14 protein-coding genes and 1 pseudogene are annotated in these 17,501 nt (G+C 63.8%); 3 read left to right on the forward strand and 12 right to left on the reverse strand.

All coding sequences use genetic code 11. The annotated features are described in order from the left end of the window. Positions 1–251: 251 nt before the first annotated feature. The 3 genes and pseudogenes from M1D55_RS04100 to M1D55_RS04110 form a co-directional block, all read right to left on the reverse strand. Positions 252–559, reverse strand: a pseudogene (locus M1D55_RS04100) (alkaline phosphatase); the annotation flags it as partial. 461 nt (positions 560–1,020) lie between these two features. Then, the gene (locus M1D55_RS04105; RefSeq protein WP_456281199.1) at positions 1,021–2,772 is read right to left on the reverse strand and encodes an ATP-dependent nuclease; all 1,752 of its coding nucleotides are present in this window, start codon (positions 2,770–2,772) and stop codon (positions 1,021–1,023) included. 64 nt (positions 2,773–2,836) lie between these two features. Continuing rightward, positions 2,837–3,856 (reverse strand): restriction endonuclease, encoded by a 1,020-nt coding sequence (locus M1D55_RS04110; protein WP_456281200.1) that lies wholly within the window; start codon positions 3,854–3,856, stop codon positions 2,837–2,839. Positions 3,857–4,404: 548 nt separating this feature from the next. Here M1D55_RS04110 and M1D55_RS04115 point away from each other — a divergent pair. Continuing rightward, entirely contained in the window at positions 4,405–4,746 is a 342-nt protein-coding gene (locus M1D55_RS04115) for a DUF6572 domain-containing protein (protein ID WP_456281201.1), read from the forward strand. Between the two features lie 132 nt (positions 4,747–4,878). Here M1D55_RS04115 and M1D55_RS04120 read toward each other — a convergent pair whose 3' ends face one another. The 6 genes from M1D55_RS04120 to M1D55_RS04145 all read right to left on the reverse strand — a co-directional run bounded on the left by M1D55_RS04120 (position 4,879) and on the right by M1D55_RS04145 (position 10,786). Next, entirely contained in the window at positions 4,879–5,763 is an 885-nt protein-coding gene (locus M1D55_RS04120) for a phosphodiesterase (protein ID WP_456281202.1), read from the reverse strand. Beyond that, a complete protein-coding gene (locus tag M1D55_RS04125) occupies positions 5,760–6,836 on the reverse strand; it encodes an ABC transporter ATP-binding protein (protein WP_456281203.1) in 1,077 nt (358 codons plus the stop codon). Before M1D55_RS04125 ends, M1D55_RS04120 begins: the two co-directional genes overlap by 4 nt. Further along, on the reverse strand, positions 6,829–7,749 hold the full coding sequence (locus M1D55_RS04130; protein WP_456281204.1) for an ABC transporter permease: 921 nt from the start codon (positions 7,747–7,749) through the stop codon (positions 6,829–6,831). Before M1D55_RS04130 ends, M1D55_RS04125 begins: the two co-directional genes overlap by 8 nt. Before the next feature lie 10 nt (positions 7,750–7,759). Further along, on the reverse strand, positions 7,760–8,593 hold the full coding sequence (locus tag M1D55_RS04135; protein WP_456281205.1) for an ABC transporter permease: 834 nt from the start codon (positions 8,591–8,593) through the stop codon (positions 7,760–7,762). 61 nt (positions 8,594–8,654) lie between these two features. Continuing rightward, positions 8,655–9,677 (reverse strand): ABC transporter substrate-binding protein, encoded by a 1,023-nt coding sequence (locus M1D55_RS04140; protein ID WP_456281206.1) that lies wholly within the window; start codon positions 9,675–9,677, stop codon positions 8,655–8,657. An 83-nt stretch (positions 9,678–9,760) separates the two neighbouring features. Beyond that, the gene (locus tag M1D55_RS04145) at positions 9,761–10,786 is read right to left on the reverse strand and encodes a LacI family DNA-binding transcriptional regulator (RefSeq protein WP_456281207.1); all 1,026 of its coding nucleotides are present in this window, start codon (positions 10,784–10,786) and stop codon (positions 9,761–9,763) included. A gap of 98 nt (positions 10,787–10,884) precedes the next feature. Here M1D55_RS04145 and M1D55_RS04150 point away from each other — a divergent pair, with 98 nt between their 5' ends. Next, on the forward strand, positions 10,885–11,034 hold the full coding sequence (locus M1D55_RS04150; protein ID WP_456281208.1) for a hypothetical protein: 150 nt from the start codon (positions 10,885–10,887) through the stop codon (positions 11,032–11,034). A 62-nt stretch (positions 11,035–11,096) separates the two neighbouring features. On the opposite strand, the gene M1D55_RS04155 is transcribed toward M1D55_RS04150, so the two are convergent. The 3 genes from M1D55_RS04155 to M1D55_RS04165 form a co-directional block, all read right to left on the reverse strand. Further along, the gene (locus M1D55_RS04155; protein WP_456281209.1) at positions 11,097–11,669 is read right to left on the reverse strand and encodes an OB-fold protein; all 573 of its coding nucleotides are present in this window, start codon (positions 11,667–11,669) and stop codon (positions 11,097–11,099) included. Positions 11,670–11,851: 182 nt separating this feature from the next. Then, a complete protein-coding gene (locus M1D55_RS04160; RefSeq protein WP_456281210.1) occupies positions 11,852–13,825 on the reverse strand; it encodes a PhoX family protein in 1,974 nt (657 codons plus the stop codon). A 183-nt stretch (positions 13,826–14,008) separates the two neighbouring features. Then, entirely contained in the window at positions 14,009–14,872 is an 864-nt protein-coding gene (locus tag M1D55_RS04165) for an IclR family transcriptional regulator (protein ID WP_456281211.1), read from the reverse strand. A gap of 119 nt (positions 14,873–14,991) precedes the next feature. Between M1D55_RS04165 and M1D55_RS04170 the strand changes: the two genes are divergently transcribed. Beyond that, the gene (locus tag M1D55_RS04170; protein WP_456281212.1) at positions 14,992–16,341 is read left to right on the forward strand and encodes an NAD(P)/FAD-dependent oxidoreductase; all 1,350 of its coding nucleotides are present in this window, start codon (positions 14,992–14,994) and stop codon (positions 16,339–16,341) included. The last annotated feature ends 1,160 nt before the right edge of the window (positions 16,342–17,501 follow it).

A 17,501-nucleotide genomic window follows, 5' to 3' on the forward strand; every position in this document is an offset into this window, starting at 1 on the left:
ATTATTGTCGGTGGGGGGCGAGAGGTACAGAAACGAAAAACACCCTCGAAAGGGTCAGCCACATCACTGTGGCAACGGCAGCCAACGCCGTTACTTATTAGAGCCGCCCGTAGGGAAAATACGAGGAAAAGCCCGCCCCCCGGGTTGCGGATTCTACAGTAACCCATATCATGTTGTCAGCGACTCAGTCCTTCTATGGATGAAGCTAGCGCTACGTTTACCTCAGCCGCTCGGCCAGGCGGCCTCACGGTCAGTTCGGGGACGGCGGCCATATCGACCGGCACCCATTCCCTGTTGATCGGCGCGCCCGTGGTATCGGCTTAGCCGCCGCGCAGGTTTTGCGCGTACACGGCGGCGGAATAGGGGCCTTCGACCTTGACGCCGCCCGAGCCGTTCTCAGCATCGACGATTCGATGCGCGACATCGCGATATAGGCGACCTTGTCGCGCGCGTTGATCGTCGTGCCTTCCCACTTGGTAAAGCCCAGGCTGCCGCCCTTGAGCGCCGCGTAGCGGTGCTTCTCGAGGACGGCCGCGTCCTTTTCCATGCCGGGCATCAATGGGGATGGTCGCTACGACGCATAGCCTCGAGCAATTGCAGACTGGGACCGGAATAGCGCTTGTATCGCAGTGCGGCTTAGGTGGGGCAGTGTAGTCGGACGGTTTAAGTGTCCCTATTGGAAAAGCATGACTAAACGGATAGACATGGCGATCTCCTCTCAGGTGAAGGAGATCTAGTTTGCGATTTTTTTGCAATGGTCGCTGGCGGACCTATTCCTGATCGTCACGCCTTCTCATTGCGGTCACTCAGGAGTGCGGTAGCGACCGCGTAGTGCTTGGCCTGTACCACTGTGGTCTGGCCGGTCTTGGATGTAGCGCAAGTCGATGCCCCCGTCCTTGCCGGCGTCAAAGTCTTCGAGAGGAAGCTCAATTCAGTTCACGGAGGTCCCGGACGAGGCTGTCGAAGTCAAAGGTGATAATTCTTTGAAGCCGTTGATTGCCAGAGATGACTTGACTTTAGCTACATCCACTGCGCGAGGTCGTGCAGGTCCTGAGGTCTCGCAGCATGATTCAAATTTCCATTTCGCATGGCGCTGTTCAGAAAGCCGATTCGGTCTTGGTCGTTCTTGCCGATGCCCAAGTGGACTTCGATCGCTCCGCCGGCCCACACCCAAATGTTGTGCGTACGTAGCATTTGAACGAGCGTGTTGACCTCGTTAGGCATTGCGGCGGCCATGAGTTCGAACGCCTCGGCCGGGCTATGGGCCGATGTCGCGCCATTCGGCCCTTTTCGGGTCGGCAGTCCGTCTCTGTCGAGACAAATCCCTAGCGCACCAGACTGAGTAGCAAACCAATTCTTGCAGTCTACGAAGGCCTGATCCGCCGAATCCACAAGTCCCGCCTGGGGCGCCACCTTAAAAATGAAGTCAAGGTCTGCCAGTGCTTTGGGGGAGAATCCCACAGCTTGCAGAATTTGCATCATGGGCACCAGTGCTGAGCTACTTGAGCCAGAGACAATGCACCCCTTGTCGTGTGCAAAGGAGTGTCCGTGCGCAGTCTGGTAGATGTGCGGCAACAACATCTGCTCGGTTTTCCCCTCGACGAGCAGGACTTTCTCGGAGAACAGCAAATGCGTGGCGGACTGTATTGAGAAAACGGCTTCCGCATGATGCGCATGAGCTGCAAATGCGGCAGCGGCGGTCGTCAGGCGTTGACGGGCGGCGGTTTTGTTGGAGGCGTCCTTGAAAATGATCAGCGTTTGGAGCGCGTGAGCCCGGCCTATCAAGAGTGGAGAGTGGGTCGAGAAGATGACCTGGAACGTCTGATTGGACAGCGCCAGAAGCGACTCCCGAAGCAATTCAATCGCTTGCGGGTGGAGGTAGAGTTCGGGCTCATCAATGAGTAGGACGACGGTACCGCCGGGATTGCCTACCTCACTTCCCGTCAGGTCGGCAAGAAGTTTGATCAGCGCCATGTGGACGCTTCGCTGTGCACCATGGCCAAACGAGGTAAACGGTCGTGGACAGCCTTGAGCATCCGAGAGGGTGATCGTAGAGGACTTAAACAGGTCTTCGATCTCAGGGGGCGCAAAGTTCAAATGTAGCGATAGGCCCGGAAAGAACGATGCGATGGTAGCCGTCGCGTTCGCTTCGAATCCGGAGAGCTCCGCCATCCGATTCTGCCCGTTGAAGTGTCCGGAGACTTGTGCCAACGCTGCCCTGATTGCAGTGACGGCGAGGGGGTTGTTGGCGTTGATTCTGCTCAATACATGTTTTAGCAGCAGGCCAATGGTGTTCTTGGCGCCGAACTTCCCAACATCTTCACCGGCGTCCTCCATTGCCTCAATGTACAGAGGTTCCGGAAACAGGACGGCTATCGCATTGTCCAGACCCGCTGGGTTGTCAACCCAAGTGTTGGCTTGGTGGTCAAATACATCAATTCTAAGCTGCCCTGCTGCGCAGCCTGGGGATGGTTGCTTGCGTCGAAATCTCAATGACCCCTCGTTCAGATACGGGGCGACAGCTCGCTGCTGATTTCCGGGAAGGGCCTGTAAGTTGACGTCTTCAATGGTACCTTCTACCGTGACCGCGCTGCTAGGGTCATGGAACATATGGCTTGGTAGGACACTCTTGCGCAGCAACCAGTTGATGGCTCTGAGGATGTTGGATTTTCCCGAGTTGTTGTATCCGACAATAGGATTGAAATTGCTCAGTGACACCGTCAGCAGTTCGCACGAGCAGAAATTATTGATGACGACTTCAGATAGGCGCATTGTTTGTTAAGTTGGTTCGGATCGAAGCATTGGCGGAATCGCGCAATATGGCGAGATAGTGTTGCTACCGGCCAAGACTTAGTAGGAAGTCGTCCACGCGTTGGAAGAGGTAGGTATTGGGATCAGCACCATTGTCCTTGCCAATAAGAAGCATCGCCATATCGTTAACAGTCAGGGAGATGAGAAGTTTCCCGTGTTCCCGCATGGCACCGCGAATGACCTTGTTCGCTGACTGGGAACATCCCTTAGGCGAAATAATGATTGCGACGTTCCGAAGGGCGGACGGGTACAAGTATCTCTCTGTTGTCACCACCTCATACTGTGTAATCGGCTCGGTATAGTTCTTGAACTCGAAGACAACATATCGGCTATGCAGGTCGTCGAGCATTAGCCGCCAGACCTCGGATTTTGGAAGAATCCGGCAGACTAGGTCGCGTCGATGCAGTCCATCCTCGGTATCTCGCTGTACATACCAGCCGTGCAGATCGGACTCGAACAAATATTGAAGCGCGCGGATACAAACATCCTCAAAAGCGCACGCTTCTGGTCTGCCCGGCGAAATAGCTTTAAGTTGATCGGCAAGTCGCTGTCCGTCCTTTGTGGGCGCGAAGTGTCCAGGATTTTCCGGACTTGCCTTCAAGAATTCAGAGACTGGCGGGGCGCTAACTTCGAACAACTGTTCGAATGCATGCAGGAGATCGGGAAAGCCTGAGGCGCGCGCAAAGACGGCATTCGCATCCCACACTTCAATGTCATCGTAGGCGTGCGCCGCTGCTGCGAGTCCGGGTGTCAACGGGCACGCGATGACCAGAATGCCCGTTGTTGCCCTAGTCACCCGTTTAATCTGCCGCGTCTGGCGAAGCGCGCGAACGAAGATGTCGACGGGGGGCGGCGAAGAATACCGATATAGTTTGACCTCAGCCACCGTGGTGTTTGATGGTGCGTCAATGAAGATATCGATTTCAAAATCCCCCGACTCTCCACGGTGTCTCACATTAGATTTTACGTCACATTTCCATATTCGCCGGAACAAGTCTGTGATGAGTATTTCAAAACGGCGGGCGGGATGGTGTTCCAGGTGCATGACAGAGACGCCCTGCTGGAGTTAGAAACGTCGAGGTGGTGCAAGACGACACGCTGGCCTCGTTGGAAGCGATGAGTTTAGCGTATTGTGAACGTGTAAAGCGTTCCGAACGAGACGCCGGCCCCGCGGGGAGCCGGAGCCGCCGACCAATCTTGCGTTCAAGCGTGCGCACGAGAGCGGAGGGCGAAGCGGACGCCTGCGCGACGAGCACGTGTCTGACACGGCAGGATCGGTCTTGCCGCCGCTGCTAATCGGTAACTCCATCTTGGCCGTCTAGTACTGTGATTAAGCGTACCGGACCGAAGGACGTCCCCTTTTCCGTGCACTAGTAGTTTGGAGCACATGCTCGTGATCGAATTGTAGCGATCCCTAGATTGTTCGCTTCGTTCTCAATTCAATTCAGGACGCGAACGGCGCTATTGGCCCGGCACGCGCCTGATAAATCTAGAGTCGTCCCCCTCTGGGCCCGCCGGTTGAAGTAGACCCGATAAAGTCCTTGGCTAAGGCAGGGCTATAATATCGGTCGCGAAATCTTCGGGAGCAGGGCAATGGCGGTGGAAACAAGCTCGACTATTGATGCCGTCGGCGTTGATCGGCTGACTGGCGCCACACGCCTTAGCATCATCGACGCTCTCCCGTGGGACGACCGTCACCTCGAGCTACTTCAAGAGAAGCTAAATACTTACCTTGCGTTCATAGAATCGGGCGAGATTTATCAACGCTATCCTGACGCGACTGAAAGGAGCCTTGTGATAGATATCATTATGCGGTTTCGGCCTAGTCGGAGGGCAGAGTCCTTCTTCGAGGAAGCAAGGGCAGTAATCGAAAGCTACGGTGCGACCCTGACCCTTCGTCACGCGGGAGCTGGCTATGCAGATGACTATGCATAGGCCCAAACTAACAGCCTCGGGCCTATTGCGTGCGGTGTTTATAGCGGGCCAAGCACTGAATCGCGACTTGCACAGTCGTGCCGAGAAGCCGCTAACCGTTTGCCCCCGTAGGCTCTCCTCACCCAATCCCCCTCAATCAATCAACCTTCCCCCCTCATCAAAAAACGGATACGCCGGCCCATGATCCCCAATCGGCGCCGCATGCGTAACCACCCCATGCACTGGATGCCACCAATGCAGCAAAAACCCCGGCGGCTCCATCCGAAAGCGAGAGGCGGCCTTCGGGTCGAGGTCTAGCGCCACCTGGTGCGCCGGCCCGGGCGCAGTCATCGCAATGGTGCCGCCAAAGCGCCGGGTGATATGACGATGGAGATGGCCGCACAGCACGCGCTCGATCTGCGGATGGCGCCGGACCACGGCCTCGAGCAGCGCGGCGTTCTCCAGGCCCTGCTGGTCCATATGGCCGATGCCCGTGTGGAAGGGCGGGTGATGCAGCATCAGCAGGGTAGGGCGTTCCGGGTCGACAGCCAGCGCGGCTTCGAGCCATGGCAATTGGTCCGGCTCCACGCGTCCGCCGCTATGGCGTGGCACGGTGCAGTCGAAGGCGATCAGCGTCAACGGCCCCGCGTCGATGCGGTAGTGCACGGGCGCGTCGCCATCGCCCGCGGCGAACAGGTAGGCGTGATCGGGGAACACGCGCCGCAGGGCTTCCCGGCTGTCGTGGTTGCCGGGCATCAGTCGGACCGGGATTGGCAAGGTTTCCAGAATCCCTCGCAGGAAGTGATATTCGTCCTCGCTGCCGAAGTCGACCAGGTCGCCGGTCACGACGGCAACGTCGGGGCGCTGGGGCAATGTCATCAGCGTATCGATGCATTGGCGCAGCGCGTCGGCGGTATCGACGCGGCGGTAGGAGAGCTTGCCGCCGGCCTTGATATGCAGGTCGGTGATGTGGGCGACGAGGTAGGGCACGGCCTGGGAGGCGGGCTGGGAAGCGGGTTGGGAAGCGGTCTGCATCATGCCGCGCTCCGTGCCGCCTCGGCGGGCACCGAGACCAGATGGCTGGTATCGATGCGCAGGCCAACGCGGTCGCCGGCCGCCCAGCGGTCGCGTCGCGCGGTGTCGAGCACGATCGGGGCAGGGGCGCCGACGTCGACCAGCAGCCGCGTCGCATGGCCGAGGAACAGGGCGGTGACGACGCTGCCGGTCACATGGACATCGGGCGCAGTAGGCGCGTCGGTCAGCGAGACGTCTTCCGGCCGGAACATCAGCTCGGCCTGCGCCAGCTCGATGTGTTGCGCCTCACGCGGCAACGCGCCTCCCGGCACGCGCCACACGTGGTCAGCCGCGGCCGCCGGCAGGCGGTTCATCGTGCCGATGAAGTCGGCGACGAAGGCGTTGGCCGGATGCCGGTAGACCTCCTGGGGCGTACCGCTTTGCGCGATGCGTCCCTTGTCCATCACGATAATGCGATCGCCCAGCGCCATCGCCTCGGCCTGGTCGTGCGTGACATAGACGGTCGTGATGCGCAGGCTGCGCAGCAAGCGGTTGATGTCGGCGCGCAGTGCGTCGCGCAGCTTGGCGTCGAGCGCGGTCAGCGGTTCGTCCAGCAGCAAGACGCGCGGCTGAACGGCGATGGCGCGGGCCAGGGCCACGCGTTGGCGCTGGCCTCCGGACAGCTGGTCGACGCGCCGGTTGGCGAAGGCGCCCAGCTGCATCATGGCCAGCATGTCGTCGACGCGCCGGCGGCGGGTCTGTGCGTCGACCTTGCGCACGCGCAGGCCATAGCCGATGTTCTCGGCCACCGTCATATTGGGGAACAGCGCGTAGTTCTGGAACACCATGCCGACGCCGCGCTGTTCGATCGGCAGATGCGTGACCGGTGCGCCGCCGAACAGCACCTCTCCGCCCGTATCGGGAAACTCCAGGCCGGCGATCATGCGCAGCGTGGTGGTCTTGCCGCAGCCCGAGGGCCCGAGCAGTACGACGGTTTCGCCGGCGCCGATGTCGAGATCCAGCGGTTCGAGCGCGCGCGTGCCGTCGGGGAACGTCTTGCCGCAGTGGTGCAGCGCGATGGTGGTGGGTTCATGCATGGCGGGGAGCCTCCGTCTGCGGCTGGGACTGCGGCGCGCTGTCCAGGCCGGCTGGTGTATTTGGTGAAGTGGTGACGGTGCCGGCGAACGGCATGGGGGTGTCCTCTACTGGATGTCGCTCGGCGCGCGCACCGAGTGCGGACACCATCTGCATCACCACCAGCAGCGGGATGATCATCAGGAAAAACACGATGGTGTAGGCGGAGCCGATCTCCAGCCGCATCGACGCATAGCTGTCGGCCAGGCCCACCGGCAGCGTCTGCGTGGTGGGCGTATGGAGCATCCAGGTCAGGTTGAATTCGCCGACCGACAGCGTGACGACCATCAGCGCACCGGCGAGAATCCCTTGCCGGCAATTGGGCAGCACCACGGTGAAGAATCGCTGCATGCGCGTGGCGCCCAGGCTCGCGGCGGCATCTTCCAGCGTGCGGATGTCGATTGCCGACATGATGGCCAGTACCGAACGGACCATGAACGGCAGCGTGAACAAGACATGCCCGATCAGGATGAAGACCCAGCTGGTGCGCAGCCATGGCAGGCCGCCATAGAGCAGGATCAGGCCGAGTGCCGTCGCCAGGCCGGGGATCGCCACCGGCAACATCAGCAGCTCTTCGATCAGCCGTGTCACGCGGCTGCGGCGCAGCGCCATGTAGTAGGCGGCCGGAACGCCGAGCACCAGGGTGCAGGCGAGGCACGCCAGCGCAATCCCTAGCGACAGGAAGATGGTGTTGCGGTACAGGCCCCAAACCTCCTGGACCCACCGCGTCGTCAGGCCGCTCTCCAGCCCGACAAAGATATTGTTGGTGAGGCCGGCCAGCACGGACAGCGCCACCGGCACGGTCATGAACGCGCAAACGGCGAGCGTCAGTGCCAGCTGCACCCAATATGCGGCGCCACGACGGTTGGTCTTCATGCTTGCGCTCCTACGCGGTAGCGGCAACCGCGTTGCCGGACAGATGCCGAGCCACCGCCAGCAGCGCCCAGGTCACGGCACCGAGCAGGATCGATAGCGCGGCGGCCATGCCGAAGTTGGCGTAGTTGGTGAACTCGTTGTAGATGGTCAGCGGCAGCACATCGAGCTGCGTGGCCAGCGTGAAGGCCGTGCCGAACGCGCCCATGCTGGTGGCAAAGCAGATTGCGCCGCTGGAGATCAGGGCCGGCATCAGCGCGGGCAGCATGACGTCGCGCACCACGCGCCAGCGGCCGGCGCCCAGCGAGCGGGCCGCTTCCTCGAGGGAGGTGTCGAGTTTTTCGACCGCGGCCATCACGGTCAGGATCACGCGCGGAATGGAGAAATACAGGTAGCCGACAAACAGTCCCGCCATGCCATAGGCGAAGGTCCAGCGCTCGCCGGCGAGCAGATCGCCGATCGAGGCGAGTAGGCCGTTGCGGCCGCCCAGCATGATCACCATGAACCCGATCACGACGCCGGGGAACGCCAGCGGAAAGGTCAGCATGGCAACCAGCACCGACTTGCCGGGGACCGGATGGCGCTGCAGGAAGGTTCCTGCCACGCCGGCAATCGCCAGCGTAACCAGCGTCACTGACGCCGACAGCAGCACCGTGGACAGCAGGCTATGCAGATAGCGCGGGCTGGACAGCACGGTCCAGTAGACGCCGGCGCCGTCGTCGCCCGCTACGCTGACCGCCAGCAGCTTGGCCATCGGCAGGCAGAAGAACGCCAGGAAAACGATCAGCGCCGGCAGCGCGAAGACGATCAGCGTGCGGGCGGATGAGGCAGTAGTGCGACGGCGCATAGGGATCTCCAACGGGAAGGAGCCAGCCGGGGCGACGGGCGCCCCGGGACTAGCATCAGCGTCAGCGCACTTCCTTCAGGTACTGGTCGCTGAAGGCCTTCTGCACTTCAGCCATCCTGCCGTAGTCGATGGTCTTGGCGCGGGCGTAGTCCGAAGCCGGCAGGAAGCGCGCCTCGACCTCCTTGGACACCGCCTTGGCCCGTACCGGCCGCAGATAGGCATTGGCCCACAGCGCTTGGCCGGCGTCGGACAGCACGAAGTCCAGCACCTTGCGGGCTTCGGCCGGGTGCGGCGCCTTGTTGACCATGCTCATGACGTAGGGCACCACCAGCGTGCCCTCCTTGGGAATCACGAAGGCAACGTTGGCGCGGTCCTTGTAGCGGGCGCGATAGGCGTTGAAGTCGTAGTCCAGCAGGATCGGAATTTCACCGGACAGCACGCGCGCATACGCGGTCTGCTTCGGCACGATCGGCTGGTTCTTCTGCAGGTCCTTGAAGAACTTCAGCGCCGGGCCGAAGTTGTCGAGCGAACCGCCCAGGGCCTGGTTGATCGCGACCGCGCCCACATAGCCGACGAAGGCGCTGGCCGGGTCGAGATAGCCGACCATGCCCTTGTACTCGGGCTTCTGCAGGTCGGCCCACGATTGCGGCACCGGCTTGCCGCGCAGCGCGTCGACATTGACCATCAGGCCGAGCGTGCCCGAATGGATCGCGAACCAGTTGCCCTGCGGGTCCTTCAGGCCGTCCGGGATGTCGTTCCAGTTGGCGGGCTTGTAGGGCGCGGTCACGCCTTCCTTTTGCGCCTGGATGCCGAACGTCACGCCGTAATAGACCACGTCGGCCACCGGATTGGCCTTTTCCGCGACGATCTGGGCCAGCGACTGGCCCGAGTTCTTGTTGTCGTGCGGCACCGTGACGCCGGTCTTTTCCTTGATCGCGCGAATCTGCGCGGCCCAGTCCGCCCATTCCGGCGGGCAGTTGTAGCAGATCGCGGTTTGCGCGGCCGCGGCGTGGCTGAATACGACCGCGCCAACCGTGGGCAGCAGCCAGCGCAGGCGGCGCAGCCAGGACGAAGTCGATTGCATGATGCACTCCTTTTCTAGAGACGACGGTGGGGGAAGACGACGCATGACGATGCGAGACGGAGTTCGTTTTCTTGCTGGCGGCGCTAGGCCGGCGGCGCGACGGTGGCGCCGGCGCGCAACGCGTGCGGCAGCAGCGTCGCGCGCGTCAAGCCTTGATCCGGTCCGGCGCCGGCGTTGCCGGAGTCAAGCTGTGCCAGCAGGCAAGCGAGCGCGCGGGCTCCGATCTCGTTGTTGGGCTGCACGACCGTGGAGAGCGGCCGCTCCAGCAGTTGGCCGAGCTCGATGCCGTCGTAGCCGAGCACGGACATGTCGCCCGGTACGGACAGTCCCAGGCGCTTCAGCACCGAAATGACGCCGATGGCCAGCATGTCGTTGGTACAGAACAGCGCCGTGGGCGCGGACGGCGCGGTGACGAACTGCCGGATGCGCTCGACTTCCGCCGGCGTCTGCGTGGGAGTATGGGCCGGCAGGGACAGCGGCGGAAGGGGTTCTAGACCATGCGCGCGCATCGCGTCCCGATATCCCGCGTGGCGCTGCCTGGCGCGGTCCGATGCGGCGAACGCGCCCGATACCACGCAGATGCGGCGATGCCCGGCGGCGATCAGCGTCTCCACGCCGGCGCGCGCGCTGGCGCGGTTGTCCACCGATACCGAATGGCGTTTACCGCTGCGCGGGCCCTGGTTATACGCAAGGACATACGGCACGCGTTCGGCATCGAGCTGGTCCAGCACCGCGCTGCGGGCGGCATCGGCCACTGTCAGCACCATGCCGTCGACCCGATGGCGCAGCAGATATTCGATCCGCTCGCGTTCGCGTTCCGGCTCATAGCGGCTGGTCACCAGCATCAGCGAATAGCCTTGCGCAAGGGCGGCCTCTTCGATGCCGCGCCAGCATTCGGCAAAGACCGCGTTTTCCAGCGTCGGCAGCATGACGCCGACGATGCGCGTGCGCTGCGCCCGCAGCTTGGCGCCCAACAGGTTGGGGCGGAAGCCGAGTTCGCCCGCCGCACGCAACACGCGCTCGGCGGTGTCCTGGCGGACCAGTTCCGGATTGCTGAACACGCGCGATGCCGTGGCCAGCGACACGCTCGCCGCTTGCGCAACGTTCATCAGGGTCGCGCCATTGGACGGCGTGGGCGACGCGGACGACGTGGCGAGGGGTGCGGGTTTACGAGGCATTCGGCTGGAATCGGGGCGAGGCGGGAGAAATGAAAACGTTTTCATTCAAGCCGCAAAAAAAACCGGTGTCAAGGACAACCGGTGGTGCGGTGCGCCGCAAAAAAGCCGGCGCGGTCATGCGATCGGCATCGGTGGCCGAACAGGGGCGATTGTGCGCGGCGCAAATGACAGCAGGATGAAACGTCGGAGGAAATGGCAGAAAGACGTTGAGGGACGCGCCGGCCCCTCGCGTCCCTTCACATCAATTGGCGCCGCCCCGCAGCAGACAGCCGTCGAGCAAAGGCGTGGTATCGACGATGCCGGCACCGGTGCACTCGACCGCGACCTTCTGTCCGCGCCGGACCATCGTCGCCCGGGCCTCCACCTCGCAGACGGGCCGCGCGGCGCCGCAGTTCTGCTGTTCCAGCAGATTCGCGCGCACGGACTGATCGGGATCGGTGGTGCGGATATCGAGATAGACCTGCGTTTCGCCCTCGCGCCGAATACCGCTGGCCACGCCCTCGACGATGAAGTACGCCCCGCGATAACGTCGATCGGCGCTGTCGCGATCCGCGCGATAGTCCTGCAGGATCGCGGCCGCCTGGTACACCGGCAGGCGGTCCGTGGATCGCGTGGGGTCGATGCTGTACGGTTCAAGCGTGCCGCCGCGGTAAATGCCGCCCGCCGCGCTCGCTGATTGGACTTGCGACGCGTCCAAAACCGGAGCGGGAGCGGTGTCGTCGGTGTGGTTCTGGTCGTTGCCAACCAGCCAAAGCATGGCGAGCACCGCCAATAGGATCAGGGCAATGGCGATTTGTCGGGTCTTGTCGGTCATTGAGCAATGGGGAGTGAATGGGCCGGCCCCTCGGGAGGCGAGGCATGCGGGATGCAGCCGAGGGCGACAGTCTAGTCGTCTTTCCTTTCAAGTCCGCCTTCGCGATCTTGCCCGCACCGGTACGCCAAACAAAAAAAGCCCGAGCGTCCTCACGCTCGGGCTTCCTTCAGCACGTCAAAGGCTTACCCCTTCGCCAACTTCACCGAAGTGGCATCGCCCGTGATGTATCCCACTGCCGCCCCAAACCGATCCTTGTAATTCGCCCGAACCAGCGGATCCAGCGTCGGCTTGACGATGTCGTGCAATGGCGATTCCCAATCCCCCGGATGCTGGAACGAACTCATGACGTAAGTCCATCCGTTGATCTCGTCGACCGCATGCAAGCCGGTCGATTCGGCGCCGGCCGGCGTCGACAACACGCGCGACAGCTTCTTCGTATCGACGTTGTAAGCCCACAGGAAGTTGTTGACGTGCGTATTGCTGTCCTCGCCGATAAACAGCGTGCGCAGCTTTTCCGAGTACTTCAGGTTGTCCGGCGTCGCGATCTTGTCGGGGTTGGCGAAATTGCCCAGCGCGTCCTGCTGCTTGAGCTTGCCGCCGCCGAAGTCTTCGGCGATCAGTTCGGGGATGGCGGCCATATCGACTGGCACCCATTCGCTGTTGATCGGCGCGCCGGTGGTATCGGCCTGGCCGCCGCGCAGGTTTTGCGCGTAGACCGCACCCGAGTAGGGGCCTTCGACCTTCACGCCGCCCGAGCCGTTCAGCATCGAGGATTCGATGCGCGACATCGCGATATAGGCCACCTTGTCGCGCGCGTTGATGGTCGTGCCCTCCCACTTGGTGAAGCCGAGGCTGCCGCCCTTGAGCGCCGCGTAGCGGTGCGTCTCGAGGAAGGCCGCGGCCTTTTCCATGCCGGGCATCAGCTTGACCCACTGGAAGCCGCCGTTGAACGGGATGCGGGTATAGCTGGCATCGCCCGGATCGGTGGTCTTGACGTCGAAGATGTCGGTGGCCTGGATGCCGCCGCGGACCAGCGCGCGGATTTCGTCGCTGGTGGCGTGGCCCAGCGGAATCCAGCTGAGCGTGGCCGAGCCCGGGCCCGTGCCCGACGTCTGGTTCCATTTGCCGACGTACAGCGTGCCCGACGACAGGTCACGCGCGCGGTCGGCGATGAACATGAAGGCGCCGCCGTTCGTGGCATCGTCGCCCATCAGCACGGTGCGCTCATCGGGCGCGACGCAGACAAGCTCGTGCGAGATGCGGCCGAGGCAGTAGTGCTTGACGATCGAGCCGGTGCCGTCGGGGTTGACCGTGACTTCGGGCAGGTGGCCGTAGTCGTAAGGCGAGGCCGCGGTCGCGTCGCCGAACGTGAAGGTGCTGAAGCGCTGGAATTGCGTGTTCGACGCGATGGTGAAGGCGTCGGGCTCGTATTCCTCGCTCGACAAGTGCGTATTCCACGGCGACAGGCTGGCGCCGCAGGTAATCCACAGCCCTCGGGCCGCCGAGGTATCGACGTTGTGGTACTTGACCAGCGTCAGCTTGCCAGTGGCCGGGTCCTGGTCGAGCGTCAGGATCGCGATCGGCGAAGGCAGCATGCCGTAGGTCGAGGCGCCGGCCTGGTCACGCGTGGTGTATTCGAACTGCACCACGGCGAACACCGGCTTGCCCTTGACGCCCGGTACGTTGGCGTTCGGCAGCGTCAGCAGCGAGCTGCCGTCGACGCAGTCCGAGAAGAACTGGCGCTCGCTGCCGGGCACCGAGCGGTCGACGATCGGCTGGTTGTGGATGTCGAAGTAGCCGCCGGCCACCACGGTGCCGCCCTTGCCGTCCGGCACGGTATCGCCGGTGATGAAGAACGGCTGATAGGCGAGCTTGTAGGTCTGGCTGCTGCCGTCGCTGAACGAGACCTTCAGCTCCGAGCCCACCGTGGTGGTGGCCATCGCGGCGGGTGCGGCGAGGGTCGGCGCCGCCATGCCGATGAACTCGGCAGTGGTGAAGGTGGCGGCCGGCGTGCCGGGGTTCGGCGCGGTGTCCGCGTCGTCGCCGCCGCCGCAGCCGGCCAGCAGCGCGGCCGAAGCCGAGCCCAGCGGCAGCATCGGCGAGGTGGCAAGGAATTTGAGGAGGGTGCGGCGAGAGGGGTTCGGTGTTGGCTTCATGTTGTTGAAAGCAATCTGAAAGTTCGACGCTGCAAACGACGATGCCCGGCGGGTGGCCGGGCATCGAGGGGGACCGCTCTGGGGGAGTGCAGACAGCATGGTAGGCAGCGTCGATGACAGTTTTTTGACAACGGCAGCGGATGCGATTCGGCCCTTGCAGCGGCCACGCCCCGCGCAAATCGCTCAGCGCGCGTTGACGTCGCGTTCGATCGCGCGTGCCGTGACCAGCAGCTGCGGCAGCAATTGCCGCAGCGTTTCCTCGACCGTCCAGCGGGAGGTCGACACCGCGATGTTCACGGCGCCGATCGGCTCGCGCTGCCGGTTCAGGATCGCCTTGGCGATCGAGATATCGCCGATGAAGGATTCCTGGTCGTTCAGCGCGTAGCCGCGTTTGCGCGCGGTCTGCAGCGCCGTGCGCAGGTCGGACAGCTCGGTGCGCGTGTGCGGCGTCATCGCGCGGCGGGGCACGCGCGCCAGCAGGCGCATCGCATCGTCGATGTCCATTTCCGCGAGGATCGCGCGGCCGGCCGCGGAGCAGTGGATCGGCAGACGCGAGCCGACGTGCAGGTCGACGCTGACTGCACGAAAGCCGGGAAAGCGCACCACATAGACGATCTCGTCGCCTTCCATCTCCATCAGGTTGACGGTCTCGGCGGTGCGTCGATTCAGGTCTTCGAGATGGGGCAGGGCGCGGTCGCGCAGCGAGTCGCTGGACAGCATCGCGTGGCTCAGGTGCAGCACCTTGCCGGACAGCGTAAAGGCGCGGGTTTTCGGGTCCTGGCGCAGATAGCCGAGGGCGGTCAGCGTATGGGTGATGCGCTGCAGCGCGCTGCGGCTCAGCGAGGCATGCTGGCAGAGCTCGGTCAGGCCGACCGGGCGGCCGATGTCCGCCAGGCGCTCGAGCACTTCGAAGGCCTTGCCGATCGAGGCGATGAACAGCGGATTGGCGGAACGGCTATCACCGTCCCCGTCGTCGCGATGCCGGCCATCGCCGTTCGCACCCGCGATTCGGGCTGTCGGTGCCCTTACTGTCTTCGCCGTCCGCATCCCAGACTCTCCTCGGTCAGTCGCCGTAGATATCGCATACCGATATCTGCTATTGCGCCCGCGATAGTGAGCCACTTACATTCGAAGCCGTCAAGACATCCACCCATCCACCGATTTCCATGGAACATCAGAACGCGCCGATCCCACCGTCCCGCCCGCCACGCGTTGCCGTGGTGGGAGCCGGCATCGTTGGGTCGGCGATCGCATACGAGTTGCAGAAGCGCGGGGCCGACGTCACGCTGATCGATCGGGACGAGCCCGGACAGGCCTGCAGCTATGGCAATTCCGGCGCCATCAGCCCGGGCTCCGTTGCGCCGCTGGCGATGCCCGGCGTACTTGCCTCGTTGCCGAAGATGCTGCTGGACGACCGCAGTCCGCTGTATCTGCCGCTGTCCTATCTGCCGCGCGCCTTGCCCTGGCTGCTGCGCTTCATTGCGTCGGCCTCGCCGCACCGCGTCGAGCAGGCGGCCGAGCGGCTGCATGCCATCCACGTCAACGCGGTGCAGCGGCATCGGCAGCTGACGCAGGAGATCGGCGCGCCCGAGCTGCTGATGCAGCGCGGCCATCTGCATCTGTATCCCGATGCCGGGGCGCTGGAGAAGGACGCTACCTCCTGGCGCATGCGCAAGGAATTCGGCTACGAGTTCGAGAGGCTGGACCGTGCCGGCATCGAGGCGCTGGAGCCGAACGTCGGCAGGCGGTACCAGGTCGGCATGTTCTTGCAGGACCACGCGACGATCGTCAATCCCGGCCGCTATGTGCAGGCCATCGTGCGGGCGTTCGAGCTGCGCGGCGGCAGCCGGGTGCGCACCGAGGTCCGCGCGTTGCGCCGCGCGGACTTCGCGGGCCGGCCGCGCTGGCGCGTGGTGGAGGCCGACGGCCGCACGGAACAGTGCTTCGACGAGATCGTGGTCGCTGCCGGCGCCTGGTCGCGCAAGCTGACGGCGCCGCTGGGGCTCGATATTCCGCTGGAAAGCCAGCGCGGCTATCACGTGCAATTCCGCGATGCCGGGCGGACCGTAACGCGCACGGTGGTGCTGGCGGACCGCAAGGTCTTCGTCACGCCGATGGAGGAGGGGCTGCGCGTCGGCGGCACGGTGGAGATCGGCGGGCTGTCGCGGCCGCCCGATATGCGCCGCGCGGCAATGCTGGAGCGGATCGCGCGCGAAACCTTTGACGGGCTGGACGATCCGTCGCCAAGCCGATGGATGGGGCACCGGCCCTGCATGCCGGATTCGGTGCCGATCGTCGGACCGGCCGATGGCCATCCGGGACTGTGGCTGGCCGTCGGACACGGGCATCTGGGCGTGACCGATTCGGTCAATACGGCGTATCGGATTGCGGACCGGATGTTGGGAGCGGTAGGAGACGCGGAAAGTCACTGGGTCCCCGCGTGCGCGGGGACGACGGATTTCGCCGTCGACGCATCGTTCCGTCGCCCCCGCGAAGGCGGGGGCCCAGCGGCTTGATTGCCAATCGAATGTTCGGGGCGAAGCGGAAAGTCACTGGGTCCCCGCGTTCGCGGGGACGACGGATTTCGCCGTCGACGCATCGTTCCGTCGCCCCCGCGAAGGCGGGGGCCCAGCGGCTTGATTGCCAATCGAATGTTCGGGGCGAAGCGGAAAGTCACTGGGTCCCCGCGTTCGCGGGGACGACGGATTTCGCCGTCGACGCATCGTTCCGTCGCCCCCGCGAAGGCGGGGGCCCAGCGGCTTGATTGCCAATCGAATGTTCGGGGCGAAGCGGAAAGTCACTGGGTCCCCGCGTTCGCGGGGACGACGGATTTCGCCGTCGACGCATCGTTCCGTCGCCCCCGCGAAGGCGGGGGCCCAGCGGTTTGATTGCCAATCGAATGTGGGGCCGAAGCGGAAAGTCACTGGGTCCCCGCGTTCGCGGGGACGACGGATTCCGCCGTCGACGCATCGTTCCGTCGCCCCGCGAAGGCGGGGGCCCAGCGGTTTGATTGCCAAGCGAATGTTGGGGCCGAAGCGGAAAGTCACTGGGTCCCCGCGTGCGCGGGGACGACGGATTCCGCCGTCAACGCATCGTTCCGTCGCCCCCGCGAAGGCGGGGGGCCAGCGGCTTGATTGCCAAGCGAATGTGGGGCCGAAGCGGGAAGTCACTGGGTCCCCGCGTGCGCGGGGACGACGGATTTCGCCGTCGACGCATCGTTCCGTCGCCCCCGCGAAGGCGGGGGCCCAGCGGTTTGATTGCCAATCGAATGTTGGGTGGCGAAGCAGAAAGTCACTGGGTCCCCGCGTGCGCGGGGACGACGGATTCCGCCGTCGACGCATCGTTCCGTCGCCCCCGCGAAGGCGGGGGCCCAGCGGCTTGATTGCCAATCGAATGTTCGGGGCGAAGCGGAAAGTCACTGGGTCCCCGCGTTCGCGGGGACGACGGATTTCGCCGTCGACGCATCGTTCCGTCGCCCCCGCGAAGGCGGGGGCCCAGCGGTTTGATTGCCAAGCGAATGTTGGGGCAGAAGCGGGAAGTCACTGGGTCCCCGCGTGCGCGGGGACGACGGATTCCGCCGTCGACGCATCGTTCCGTCGCCCCCGCGAAGGCGGGGGCCCAGCGGCTTGATTGCCAAGCGAATGTGGGGCTGAAGCGGGAAGTCACTGGGTCCCCG

The organism is Cupriavidus sp. JZ107 (assembly GCF_053903255.1).